Source organism: Bradyrhizobium sp., from assembly GCF_035484855.1.
In the GTDB taxonomy this organism is placed as follows: Bacteria; Pseudomonadota; Alphaproteobacteria; order Rhizobiales; family Xanthobacteraceae; genus Bradyrhizobium.
Genome location: NZ_DATHOP010000075.1, coordinates 1 through 11589, shown reverse-complemented (window position 1 = coordinate 11589; position 11589 = coordinate 1). Strand labels below are relative to the sequence as shown.

Here is an 11589-nt window from a genome sequence, read left to right as displayed (position 1 = left end):
CTTCTCGATCCGATCGATGATGGGCGTGGAATCCTGGATGCCAGTACCGTCGGGCGTCACCACCAGTGGGATGATCGGCACCTTGGCGTGCTTCTCGTATTCAGCATGGCTCGCCGCGTTGCGCAAAACCCATTGGTGGGGCAGGCCCTTGTAGCGGAAATAGGAGCGGACCTTGACCGAGTAGGGCGACATCTCGGCGCCGATGATGCGATAGACGTCCGCCATGGACTTTCCTCCTGATAGTTCTGGTGCCGGCTTTGCCGCCCGCTTGGTCTGAAATGACCTATATCATCTAAAGCGCGGGACGGAACGAACAAGGGTTGCCATTGCTGCCGTCGGCACGGCCGAGGTTGGCGAATGGCACACGGCAGCCTAAGATAAGCCGTCATTCCGGGGCGATGCGAAGCATCGAACCCGGAATCTCGAGATAAAGAGGACTCAATCTCGAGATTCCGGGTTCGATGCTTCGCATCGCCCCGGAATGACGTAACCACAACAAAGAGGAAACACCGATGAAGGCCGCCGTCCTGTATGAAGTCAACAAGCCGCTGGCGATCGAGGACGTCAGCCTGCAAAAGCCCGGACCGCGCGAGGTGCTGATCCGCACGTCGGTCGCAGGCCTTTGCCATTCCGACCTGCATTTCATGGAAGGGCTCTATCCGCATCCGCTGCCCGCCGTGCTCGGCCACGAGTCCGCCGGCATCGTCGAGCAGGTCGGCTCCGACGTGACTTATGTGAAGCCCGGCGACCACGTCGTTACCTGCTTGTCGGTTTTCTGCGGCACCTGCGACAATTGCACCACGGGGCGGCCGGTGCTGTGCACCGACACCTCCGTGAAGATGATGCCGGGCGTCTCCAACCGGCTGTCCTGGGCGCGCTCGGAGAAGCTCAATCAATTCCTCAATCTGTCATCCTTCGCCGAGCAAATGCTGGTGCACGAAAACGCCATCGTCAAAATCCGCAACGACATGCCGCTCGATCTCGCGGCCCTGATCGGCTGCGGCGTCATTACCGGTTATGGCGCGGTCGTGAACACGGCCAAGGTCGCGCCCGGCGAGAGCGTGGTGGTGATCGGCTGCGGCGGCGTCGGCATGGCCGCGATCAACGGCGCCGAGATCGCAGGCGCGGGCCGCATCATCGCGGTCGACACCAATCCGGCGAAGCTGCAGCTGGCGACGAAACTCGGCGCCACCGACATCGTCGATCCCAGGAACGGCGACGTCGTGCAGCAGGTGCGCGAACTCACCAAGGGCGGCGTCAATCATTCCTTCGAGGTGCTGGGCCGCAAGGAGACCGCGGAGCAGGCGTTCGCGATGCTGGCGCCCGGCGGCACGGCGACCATCGTCGGCATGATCCCGTTCGGCCAGAAGATCGAGCTGCACGGCTTTGACTTCCTGCGTGAGCGCAAGATCCAGGGATCGTCGATGGGCTCCAACCATTTCCGGGTCGACATGCCGCGCCTGATCGAATTCTACATGCGCGGTCGGCTGCATCTCGAGGACTGGATCTCGGCGAAATTGAAGCTTAGCGAGATCAATGAAGGCTTTGCCGCGATGAAAGCCGGCAAGACCGTGCGCAGCGTGATCATGTTCGATAGCTAGAGATTAGGCTGAGCTGCGACGGCAGGCCATGGTGCGCTCCCTCTCCCGCTCTTCGCGGGGGAGGGTCGGGGTGGGGGTGCCCAACGAGAGCGCCGGCGTGCGCGTCGAGAGCCCCCACCCGCCGCGCTCTATCGAGCGCGTCGGCCTCCCCCGCAAGCGGGGGAGGCGAAGAAAAAAAGGCCGGATCATTGATCCGGCCCCCTCTATTTCCGCGATCCGCGAAAACCTTACGCCGCCTTCATCAGGCCTTCCCTGGTCATCGCTTCCTGCACCATCGGGCGCGCGGCGACGCGGGCCTGGTAGGCTTTCAGGTTCGACAGCCCGGCGAGGTCGAACTTCATCCGGTCGGCCCAGTTCAGCATCGTGAACAGATAGCCGTCGGCAACGGTGAACTGCTTGCCCATCAGGTAATCCTTGCCGGCGAGCTGGCTGTCGACATATTTGAACTTGCCGGTCGCGCGGTCCTTGAAGAAGGTTTTGGCTTCGTCCGAGAGCACCGGCGAGAACATCGGGCCGATGTTCTTGTGCAATTCGCCGTTGATGTAGGTCAGCCATTCCTGCAGCTTGTAGCGCTCGGCGCTGTCGCGGGCCGGCGCGAGGTTCTTGGCCGCGGCCTTGTCGGCGATCATCTGCACGATGACCGGGCCTTCGGTGACGAGCTCGCCGCTGTCGAGCGCGAGCGCGGGCACCTGGCCTTTCGGGTTCACCTTCAGGAAATCGTCGCCGTTCTCGAGCTTCTTGGCTCGCAGGTCGACTTTCACCAGATCGTAGGGCAGGCCGGCTTCCAGGAGCGCGATATGGGGCGAAAGCGAGCAGGCGCCGGGCGAATAATACAGTTTCATCGGAATTTTCCTTCCCTCGGATTATTGGCTATAGCGGTGGGGCTACTAAATGCATCTGCATGGAATAGTCAAGATTGATGCAGCTGCATTAAGTGCGCTACACTATATCGTCATCTATGAGCCGGGATATGAAACGCAAACCATCGCTTGAGGCGACCGCCGCCTGGATCCGCCTGATGCGGGTCCAGAGTCAGGTGCTGGATGCCGTCGAGCAGGAGCTGAAGAAGGCCGGCTTCCCGCCGCTCGCCTGGTATGACGCGCTGCTCGAATTGTCGCGCGCGCCGTCGGGCGAAATGCGCCCGGTCGAACTCGAAAAGCAGATGCTGATCCCGCAATATTCGACCTCGCGGCTGATCGACCGGCTGGTCGACGAGGGGCTTGCCGCGCGCCGCGAATGCAGAAGCGACAAGCGCGGCCAGTTCGTCGAGATCACCGAGGCCGGTCGCGAACTGCAGAAGAAGATGTGGAACGCCTATTCGGCCGCGATCGAAAAGCATGTCGGCTCGAAACTGTCGGATGCCGACGCGGCCAAACTCTGCGGCCTGCTCGACCGGCTGGGCTGCTCCTGCGGCGAAGCGGCATTGCTCGCGGCAAAAGACGGCGCGCCCGCCCGATGATAACATTTGCACCCCTCGCATCCTCGGACCTGCCGGTTCGCGGATACCCCCTCTACCGCGCGCGTTCGGTCGAAACGCGCCACATCCGGAATTTTCATGGCGCGTGACCAGATCGATATGACGCCGCTGCAGTCGCGCGACGAATTGGTGGCGTGGATCGAGACCGGCGTGAAGCCTGTTTCCGAATTCCGGATCGGCACCGAACACGAAAAGACGCCGTTCACGCTGTCCGGCCATCGTCCGGTGCCTTACGAAGGCGGGCGCGGCATCGGCGCGCTGCTCGAAGGCATGAAGCTTTTGCTCGGCTGGGAGCCGATCATGGAGCGCGGCAACATCATCGGGCTCTATGACGTCACCGGCGGCGGCGCGATTTCGCTGGAGCCCGGCGGCCAGTTCGAATTGTCGGGTGCGCCGGTCGAGACCGTGCACCAGACGCAAGGTGAGCTGATGGCGCACCTGGCGCAGGTCCGCGAGATCGCGACGCCGCTCGGCATCGGCTTTCTCGGGCTCGGCATGACGCCGTCCTGGTCGCGGGCCGAGATGCCTATGATGCCCAAGGGCCGCTACAAGATCATGACCAACTACATGCCGAAGGTCGGCCGGTACGGCCTCGACATGATGTACCGGACCTGCACGGTGCAGACCAATCTCGACTTCTCCTCGGAAGCCGACATGGTCAAGAAGTTGCGCGTCTCGGTGGCGCTGCAGCCGGTGGCGACCGCGCTGTTCGCCAATTCGCCGTTCACGGAAGGAAAGCCCAACGGCTTCCTGTCGTTCCGCTCCGAGATCTGGCGCGACACCGACAATGCGCGCGCCGGGATGATCCCGTGGGCGTTCGAGGACGGCATGGGGTTCGAGCGCTGGGTCGATTACGCGCTGGACGTGCCGATGTATTTCGTCAAGCGCGGCGACGAATATATCGACGTCGCCGGCTCCTCGTTCCGGGCCTTCTTCGAGGGCAAGAGCAACTTCCTTCCCGGCGAGCGTCCGACCTTGTCGGACTGGGCCAACCATCTGTCGACGATCTTTCCCGAGGTGCGGCTGAAACGCTATCTGGAAATGCGTGGCGCCGACGGCGTGCCGTGGGGCCGGCTGCCGGCGCTGCCGGCGTTCTGGGTCGGTCTGCTCTATGACGACACGAGCCTCGATGCGGCCTGGGAGATTGTCAAGCACTGGAACGCGCAGGAGCGTCAGGCGCTCCGCGATGACGTGCCGCGGCTCGGCTTCAAGGCGAGAATCAGGGATCGCTATCTGTTCGAAGTCGCCAAGGAATGTTTGAGGCTGTCGCATGAGGGGCTGCGCCGGCGGGCTCGCCTCGATCACAGCGGCCGTGACGAGACCCGCCATCTGGAGCCGCTGCAGCAGATCATCGATTCCGGGCGGGCGCCCGCCGAGGAGATGCTGGAGAAATTCCGCGGGCCCTGGCATGGCTCGGTGGAGCCGGCCTACGACGAATACGCGTTCTAACTCAGCGCATTGACCGCGTTTTGAAGCGCAGACTCCGGCGCCGTTCATCAGCCGTACAGGTTCATGGCGATCAAATGGCAAGCCGCGACCGGCGGCTCAAGGTCCAATTAGTCGAAAGCGACAGCGTATGGGGAGATGCCGCCTGTTCACGGCGTGGTTGTTGATGCTCGTGTTGTTCGCGGCCGCCACGCGACCGGCACTGGCGCAGGCCAATTTCGACCGTCCGGGCGGCGATTACCAGAGTTCGCCGGTTGCCTCCGGCGATCCGGCCGATTGCGCGCTGGCCTGCGAACGCGACCGGCGCTGCCGCGCCTGGAGCTTCAACTACCCGACCGATGTCGCCGGCGGCGCGGTGTGCTGGCTGAAGGGCAGCGTGCCGGCCCGCGTCCAGGACAATTGCTGCGTCTCCGGCGTGCGCGGCGCCGGCGTGGTGGAGCCGCGCAACGGCGCTGAGGAAACCTCGATCGACCGCGCCGGCGGCGATTACCACACTTTTGCAATGAAGAGCGGCGAGAGCGACGAGACCTGCAAGGCGGCCTGCACCGAGGACAATAAATGCCGCGCCTGGACCTTTGCGCGCGCCGGCTATGTCGGCAAGGAAGCGCACTGCTTTCTGAAAAAGGAAATCAAACCGCCGCGCCGTAAGGCCGGGTTTACCTCGGGAGTGGTGAGGTAAGAATAAATCCGCGTCGTCCCGGCGGATCCCAAGCGGCGGGGGCGATCATCTTCTCCCTCTCCCGCTCTTCGCGGGGGAGGGCTGGGGTGGGGGTGCTTCAGCATTACGCGGACATCGAGTTTGGGGAAGCATTCCCCCACCCGCGCGCTTCGCGCGCGACCTCTCCCGCAAGCGGGAGAGGTGAAGCGAGCTGACGCCGCGTGCCTAAACCAGTGCGTAGGGTGGGCAAAGCGCAGCGTGCCCACCACGGTAGCGCAAGCGTCGGGATGGTGGGCACGGCGCGAGAGCGCCTTTGCCCACCCTACATTTCTGCGTCGGCCATTAGCACCGTGAGTTCCGGCCACAGCTTCTTCCACCGCGCGGCCTTCGCCCCGTAATTCGCGGCGGAAAAATTCGGCCCCGGATTCGGCCGCACGATCAGGCGAGCGACGTCGTCAAAACCATTCGGCGCATAGACCTCGTGACCTTGCCGCGTGCGGCGGATTCCGATCTGGGTATTCTTGGTCAGGAAGCGGTCGATGCCCGCGCTCGAGCATCGCAGCGGCGGGTAGGGCAGGCCGTGCTTTTCGGGATACCACAGATGGACGCGCGCCTGGTTGCGCACTTCGATCGCAACACCGAGATGCGCGAGCCGCTCCTGCACCGCGCGGATCGCCGCGTCCTCGGCCTGCCATGAGGTATCGGGATCGAAATAGAACACGTCGTAGTCCTTGATGCCGTAATCGACCGCGCGTCCGGTCAGGGCGTTCCAGGCGGTCTGCACCAGGCATCCCGACACGATCCACGCATCCGGCAGCGCGAGGTGAAGCAGTTCATCGGCGATCGCCGCATTGACCGGATTGCGCAGCGCCAGGCTGAGGAAGTCGTCGGTGTTCATGCGCCCCCGTCATTGCGAGCGAAGCGAAGCAATCCATGGCCTCACAGCGGAAGTCTGGATTGCTTCGTCGCTACGCTCCTCGCAATGACGAAATTCAACGCCTGCAGCGGCACTTGCCTTGCGGCGTTCAACGCACCGCGGTGAAAAATCGCGAGAGCCGGAAACCCGACAGCCAGGTGTAGACCGGCTGGCTGCGCATGCCGAGGTCCCAGGAGCCGACCACGGCGTCGGCGCGGCCGACCAGGTCGTCCATCGGCAGCATGCCGACGCCGCCCTCGCGCAGCGGGACGCGGCTGTCGGCGGAATTGTCGCGGTTGTCGCCCATCACGAACAGATGGCCCGGCGGTACCGTTACTTCCGGCGTGTTGTCGAACCGGCCATTGTCGCGCATCTTGAAGATCTCGTGGCTGACGCCGCCGGGCAGCGTCTCGACGTAGCGATGGGCCGGCTCGAGCGCGCCATTGTCGTCCTCCACCTCGCCGATGCCGTCCGGCTTGAGTTCGGCGGCATGGTCGTTGATGAAAAGCTGGCCCTGCCGGATCTGGATGCGATCGCCGGGCAGCCCTACCACGCGCTTGACCCAGGCCTGCGAGCGGTCGCCGGGCCAGCGGAACACCACGACGTCGCCGCGCTTCGGCGTCTCGCCGAACACGCGCCCGGTCTCTGGCAGGTTGATCTGGATCGGCAGCGAGGCGGTCGAATAGCCGTAGGCGAATTTGGTGGCGAGCAACGCGTCGCCGATCTGCAGCGTCGGCTCCATCGAGCCCGACGGCACGTAGAACGGTTCGGCGAGCGCGCCCTTGGCGAGGAACACGGCGGCGACGATGGCCGCGAGCTGCATCACCTGGCCGCGCCAGGTCGAGGTTTTGGGGGTGACGGTTTCGTTATTCGTGCTCATGCGCCGGTTCCTCCGACCGTGATCTTTTCCATCCGCAGCGTCGGCTGGCCGACGCCGACCGGAACGCCCTGGCCGTTCTTGCCGCAGGTGCCGATGCCGGTATCGAGCGCGAGGTCGTTGCCGACCATGGTGATGCGATGCAGGTCGGTCGGCCCGTTGCCGATCAGCATCGCGCCCTTCAGCGGCGCCCCCAGCTTGCCGTTCTCGATTCTGTAGGCCTCGGTGCACTGGAACACATATTTGCCCGAGGTGATGTCGACCTGGCCGCCGCCGAAATTCGCGGCATAGATGCCGTTCTTCACCGAGGCCAGGATTTCCGCGGGATCGCGCCCACCGGCCAGCATGTAGGTGTTGGTCATGCGCGGCATCGGCACATGGGAATAGCCCTGGCGGCGGCCGTTGCCGGTCGGCTTCATGTTCATCAGCCGCGCATTCTGGCGGTCCTGCATGTAGCCCACCAAAACGCCGTCCTCGATCAGCACGGTGCGGTTGGTCGGCGTGCCCTCGTCGTCGATCGACAGCGAGCCGCGCCGCGAGGCCATGGTGCCGTCATCGACCACGGTGACGCCTTTTGCGGCGACCTGCTGGCCCATCAGGCCCGCGAACGCCGAGGTCTGCTTGCGGTTGAAATCGCCCTCGAGCCCGTGGCCGACCGCCTCATGCAGCATCACGCCGGGCCAGCCGGCGCCCAGCACCACGTCCATCTCGCCGGCCGGCGCCGGCACCGATTCCAGGTTGACCAGCGCCTCGCGCAGCGCGCCGTCGGCGGCCTCGCGCCATGATTTTGTTTCGATGAAGCGCGCATAGCCCTCGCGGCCGCCGTAGCCCTTGCTGCCGCTCTCCTGGCGGTCGCCCTGGCCCGCGACCACGGAAATATTGACCCGCACCAGCGGCCGGATGTCGCGATAGCTCTCGCCGTCGGGGCGCAGGATTTCCACGACCTGCCAGGTCGCGCCCAGGCTGACGGTGACCTGCCGGACGCGGGGGTCCTTGTCGCGCACGTAAGCGTCGATCTCGGCGAGCAGTTTTACTTTGGATTCGAAACCCGGCGCGTCGAGCGGATTCTCGTCGCCATAGAGCCGCACATTGGTATGCGCCGGCGGCGCCGCGAACGTGCCGGAATAGCCGCCGCGGACGGCCGCGACCGCATCCGCCGCCCGAATCAGCGCCGGCAGCGAAACGTCCGACGAATGCGCATAGCCGACCGCGTCGTCCTTGACCGCGCGCAGGCCAAACCCCTGGCTGGTGTCGTAGGTCGCCTGCTTCAGCCGCCCATTATCGAACATCAGCGCCTCAGACTGGGCATATTCCAGGAACAGTTCGCCGTCGTCGGCCCCTCGGAGCCCGCGCGCGACCTGGTCGCGCACGGCATCACGGTCGAGATTGGCGCGGTCGAGCAGCGAGGTTGTGGGGGTCATGAGGAGTGTTCCGTTGCGTGTAAGGTTGGGATCAAGATAGTCTTTCACAGGCGGGGTTGCGAGGGGGCCGGAGAGGCCGGATTGCCGCAGCGAGGACCGGGCGTGGCCGATATTTTTGTCAGTTATACGTCGTCGGATCGCGACTGGGCATTCTGGATCGGCCAGGAATTATTAAAACTTGGTCATGAGGCGCATCTGCATAACTGGTGATTTCGGCTTGCGACGGCGGATAAGCGACATCAGAAAACTGATCGCGCATGATGCGTGGTGAATAGTTCGCGATCCTTGAGTAGCCGTACTCAACGCTGGGATTGCTGCGCCAAGCCCGGAATAATGCTACGCTCCTCACCATGGACTACCGGCACATCATCACCATCGACCCCGGCAAGCGCGGCGGCCGGCCCTGCATCCGTCATATGCGGATCGCGGTGGCGGACGTGCTCGGCTGGCTCGCCGCCGGCCAAACCCATGCGCAAATCCTCGATGACTTCCCCGAATTGACCGAGGACGACATCCGGGCTTGTCTAGCCTATGCCGCGGACCGCGAGAGGCGCTCGATCATCGCTTCAACATGAACCTGTTGTGCGACCAGAATCTCAGTTTCGAACGCTGTCAGACTCGTCGATCTGTTTCCGATCGAATCGCATTCGGTTCTTCGCCTCGTAGTGCGAGATGCGCTACGCCGCTTCTAGCGGAGTTCGTCATGCCCGGGCTTGTCCCGGGCATCCACGTCTTGGCTGGATAGTAAGAAAGACGTAGATGGCCGGGACGAGCCCGGCCATGACGAAAGAAAAACGAATCGTGATTTGGCTCAACCCAATCGGATCAGGTGCCCCGTTGCTTCACGGCAACTTGTCATACCCTTCCCCGAGCCCGTTCAAGCTCAGCGGAAACCCGATCCCCTCTTCCGGCGTCTCGAAAATGATGAACGTCGCGGTTTTCGCGGTTTTCAACTGGCCGAGCAGCTTGTCGTCCATCACCACTTCGGCAACGCAGCCGTTGGGCAGGCATCTGACGAAACCGGCCTTGCCGATGTCGACATTGTCGAGCTTCAGCCCGAGGCCCGAGGGCAGCAGCACGCCTAAGGGCGCGACCACGCGCATCAGGCGGCTCTTCTGGTCGGCGGTTTTCAACAGGATCACGGTCAGGCCGGCATTGGAGCGGTCGTCGGCCACCACGCTCTGGATCAGGGCGCATTGCTCGGCTTGCGCGCCGGGCGGGGTGTCGCAGCGGATCTGCCAGTCGCCATGGGTCGATCTGACCGCGCCTTGCGCATGCGCCGCGCCGCCGGCGCCGAGCAAGCCCGCCAACGCGAGCGCGGCGAGGCCAAGGCGCAGGCCGCGCGCAAAGACCGCGCCCGCATGGCTGCGCTGCGCTGTGCTCGCCGCCTTGAGTTTCAAAAGGCCCATCCGGGTCGATCCCTTGATATTTCGTCTAAAACCTCGGTCCGAACCGTGGTGTGATACCGCAATGACGGCGCCTTGAAGGCGATTTCCAAGCAATCCCCGCGCCGGAATCCGTGACCCGCCGGCTGCGAATCAGGCTGCCCGGAAACCCGTTGTGTTTGCCTACATCGGGCAATCGGCCTGTCAAGCGGCCCTGGCCCGCCGGAGTGCGGCTTTCGCCTGATTTTGCGGGAAAATGTGGCATCGGCCTAATAGCCGGTGACGCCCGGTGCGGTGTCTTACTACTGCATTGCGGCAGCCTGAGAATTATGGTTTGAGAGGCTGGATTTCGACGCGTTCTAGCGATCCGGCCGAGGTGCCCGAGAAAGCACCTCCAAAGGCCGTTTGTCAGGGGGCGGATCGTGCGGCACTTCGCCGGAAGGCGCGATGCCGAGGGGTTCTAGTTAGGGAGCGCGAACGGCATGAAGATGTCGATAGGCCAGACGGGGCGGCGGTTGCTGGGGTTGGCGGTGGCAGGCGTGGCGCTTGCGACAAGCGGGGCAGCCTTTGCCGAACTGGGGCAGCCGGCGCCGTGGGAATACAAGCTGCAGGGAGCAGCTTCCCCCGTGATGGAGGAGATCACCAAGTTCCACGATTGGCTCCTGGTCATCATCACCGTGATCACGCTGTTCGTGCTGGGGCTCCTGGTCACCATCGTCATCAAGTTCAACGCCAAGGCCAATCCGGTGCCGTCGCGGACCACCCACAACACCCTGATCGAGGTGGCGTGGACGCTGATCCCGGTGATGATCCTGGTCGGCATCGCCATTCCGTCGTTCAAGCTGCTGTTCCAGGAACTCGACATTCCCAAGGCCGATCTGACCATCAAGGCCACCGGCAAGCAGTGGTACTGGAGCTACGCCTATCCCGATAACGGCAAGTTCGAGTTCGATTCACTGCTCGCCCAGGACAAGCAGCCGCGGCTGCTTGGCGTCGACAACGAGGTGGTGGTTCCTATCAACAAGATCGTCCGGGTCCAGGTCACCGGCGCCGACGTCATCCACTCCTTCGCGGTGCCGGCGTTCGGCATCAAGATCGACGCCATTCCCGGCCGCCTCAACGAGACCTGGTTCCAGGCCACCAAGCTCGGCATGTTCTACGGCCAGTGCTCGGAACTGTGCGGCAAGGATCACGCCTTCATGCCGATCGCGGTGCGGGTGGTGAGCGATCAGGAATTCGCTGATTGGGTCGAGACTGCGAAGAAGAAATTTGCGTCCAACCCGGCGAATACATACGCATCAGTGGGCGCGGCCGCGCAGTAAGCCGAAAGGCTTTGGCGCGTCTCGGCAGGGACAAGGGCGACGGGACCGCGAGGTCCGAGAAGGTACGGCAAGGCGGGATTTGAAAATGGCAACAACGGCTGCGACACACGACGATCATGCTCAGGACCACGCGCATGACGATCACGCGCACGATCATCCGACCGGATGGCGGCGCTGGGTCTATTCGACCAACCACAAGGACATCGGCACGATGTACCTGGTGTTTGCGATCATCGCCGGCATCATCGGGGCGGCGATGTCGATCGCGATCCGCGCCGAGCTGATGTATCCGGGGGTGCAGATCTTCCACAACACCCATACCTACAACGTGTTCGTGACCTCGCACGGCCTGATCATGATCTTCTTCATGGTGATGCCGGCGATGATCGGCGGCTTCGGCAACTGGATGGTGCCGCTGATGATCGGCGCGCCGGACATGGCGTTCCCGCGCATGAACAACATCTCGTTCTGGCTGCTGCCGGCCTC

Annotated in this window: 13 protein-coding genes; 7 read left to right on the top strand and 6 right to left on the bottom strand. The window is 63.8% G+C overall.

All coding sequences use genetic code 11. The features are described 5' to 3' along the window. On the bottom strand, positions 1–225 hold a 225-nt coding region (locus VK804_RS08485), incomplete at its 3' end, for a glutathione S-transferase N-terminal domain-containing protein (RefSeq protein ID WP_325369849.1). A 287-nt stretch (positions 226–512) separates the two neighbouring features. Here VK804_RS08485 and VK804_RS08480 point away from each other — a divergent pair. Further along, positions 513–1601 (top strand): Zn-dependent alcohol dehydrogenase, encoded by a 1089-nt coding sequence (locus VK804_RS08480; RefSeq protein ID WP_325369847.1) that lies wholly within the window; start codon positions 513–515, stop codon positions 1599–1601. 227 nt (positions 1602–1828) lie between these two features. Here VK804_RS08480 and gstA read toward each other — a convergent pair whose 3' ends face one another. Beyond that, entirely contained in the window at positions 1829–2443 is a 615-nt protein-coding gene (gstA, locus tag VK804_RS08475; RefSeq protein ID WP_325369845.1) for a glutathione transferase GstA, read from the bottom strand. Between the two features lie 128 nt (positions 2444–2571). On the opposite strand from gstA, the gene VK804_RS08470 reads away from it, so the two are divergent. The 3 genes from VK804_RS08470 to VK804_RS08460 all read left to right on the top strand — a co-directional run bounded on the left by VK804_RS08470 (position 2572) and on the right by VK804_RS08460 (position 5203). Further along, positions 2572–3060, top strand: coding sequence for a helix-turn-helix domain-containing protein (locus VK804_RS08470; protein ID WP_325369843.1), 489 nt, complete (start codon positions 2572–2574; stop codon positions 3058–3060). Positions 3061–3156: 96 nt separating this feature from the next. After that, positions 3157–4527 carry a glutamate--cysteine ligase gene (locus tag VK804_RS08465; protein ID WP_325369841.1) on the top strand — a complete coding sequence of 457 codons (1371 nt, stop codon included), beginning with the start codon at positions 3157–3159 and terminating at the stop codon, positions 4525–4527. Between the two features lie 127 nt (positions 4528–4654). Then, on the top strand, positions 4655–5203 hold the full coding sequence (locus VK804_RS08460; RefSeq protein ID WP_414642738.1) for a PAN domain-containing protein: 549 nt from the start codon (positions 4655–4657) through the stop codon (positions 5201–5203). A gap of 301 nt (positions 5204–5504) precedes the next feature. Here the strand turns inward: VK804_RS08460 and VK804_RS08455 are convergent, their stop codons facing one another. From VK804_RS08455 to tldD, 3 genes are all read right to left on the bottom strand, one after another. Then, positions 5505–6080, bottom strand: a complete 576-nt coding sequence (locus VK804_RS08455; RefSeq protein WP_325369838.1) for a nucleotidyltransferase family protein — start codon at positions 6078–6080, stop codon at positions 5505–5507. A 127-nt stretch (positions 6081–6207) separates the two neighbouring features. Then, positions 6208–6978, bottom strand: coding sequence for a signal peptidase I (lepB, locus tag VK804_RS08450; RefSeq protein ID WP_325369836.1), 771 nt, complete (start codon positions 6976–6978; stop codon positions 6208–6210). Further along, positions 6975–8396, bottom strand: coding sequence for a metalloprotease TldD (gene tldD, locus VK804_RS08445; RefSeq protein ID WP_325369834.1), 1422 nt, complete (start codon positions 8394–8396; stop codon positions 6975–6977). Before tldD ends, lepB begins: the two co-directional genes overlap by 4 nt. Before the next feature lie 350 nt (positions 8397–8746). On the opposite strand from tldD, the gene VK804_RS08440 reads away from it, so the two are divergent. After that, the gene (locus VK804_RS08440; protein ID WP_325369832.1) at positions 8747–8971 is read left to right on the top strand and encodes a DUF433 domain-containing protein; all 225 of its coding nucleotides are present in this window, start codon (positions 8747–8749) and stop codon (positions 8969–8971) included. A gap of 267 nt (positions 8972–9238) precedes the next feature. Here the strand turns inward: VK804_RS08440 and VK804_RS08435 are convergent, their stop codons facing one another. Beyond that, positions 9239–9805 (bottom strand): invasion associated locus B family protein, encoded by a 567-nt coding sequence (locus VK804_RS08435; RefSeq protein ID WP_325369830.1) that lies wholly within the window; start codon positions 9803–9805, stop codon positions 9239–9241. Between the two features lie 458 nt (positions 9806–10263). Here VK804_RS08435 and coxB point away from each other — a divergent pair, with 458 nt between their 5' ends. Further along, positions 10264–11103, top strand: a complete 840-nt coding sequence (gene coxB / locus VK804_RS08430) for a cytochrome c oxidase subunit II (protein ID WP_325369828.1) — start codon at positions 10264–10266, stop codon at positions 11101–11103. Positions 11104–11188: 85 nt separating this feature from the next. Next, a partial coding sequence (locus tag VK804_RS08425; RefSeq protein WP_325369826.1) for a cbb3-type cytochrome c oxidase subunit I occupies positions 11189–11589 on the top strand: 401 nt, incomplete at its 3' end.

Bases quoted from the DNA above. Each gene is read 5' to 3' on its own strand.
- VK804_RS08480 (WP_325369847.1), top strand. From the start codon at position 513: ATGAAGGCCGCCGTCCTGTATGAAGTCAACAAGCCGCTGGCGATCGAG.
- gstA (WP_325369845.1), bottom strand. From the start codon at position 2,443: ATGAAACTGTATTATTCGCCCGGCGCCTGCTCGCTTTCGCCCCATATC.
- VK804_RS08470 (WP_325369843.1), top strand. From the start codon at position 2,572: ATGAAACGCAAACCATCGCTTGAGGCGACCGCCGCCTGGATCCGCCTG.
- VK804_RS08465 (WP_325369841.1), top strand. From the start codon at position 3,157: ATGGCGCGTGACCAGATCGATATGACGCCGCTGCAGTCGCGCGACGAA.
- VK804_RS08460 (WP_414642738.1), top strand. From the start codon at position 4,655: ATGGGGAGATGCCGCCTGTTCACGGCGTGGTTGTTGATGCTCGTGTTG.
- VK804_RS08455 (WP_325369838.1), bottom strand. From the start codon at position 6,080: ATGAACACCGACGACTTCCTCAGCCTGGCGCTGCGCAATCCGGTCAAT.
- lepB (WP_325369836.1), bottom strand. From the start codon at position 6,978: ATGAGCACGAATAACGAAACCGTCACCCCCAAAACCTCGACCTGGCGC.
- tldD (WP_325369834.1), bottom strand. From the start codon at position 8,396: ATGACCCCCACAACCTCGCTGCTCGACCGCGCCAATCTCGACCGTGAT.
- VK804_RS08440 (WP_325369832.1), top strand. From the start codon at position 8,747: ATGGACTACCGGCACATCATCACCATCGACCCCGGCAAGCGCGGCGGC.
- VK804_RS08435 (WP_325369830.1), bottom strand. From the start codon at position 9,805: ATGGGCCTTTTGAAACTCAAGGCGGCGAGCACAGCGCAGCGCAGCCAT.
- coxB (WP_325369828.1), top strand. From the start codon at position 10,264: ATGAAGATGTCGATAGGCCAGACGGGGCGGCGGTTGCTGGGGTTGGCG.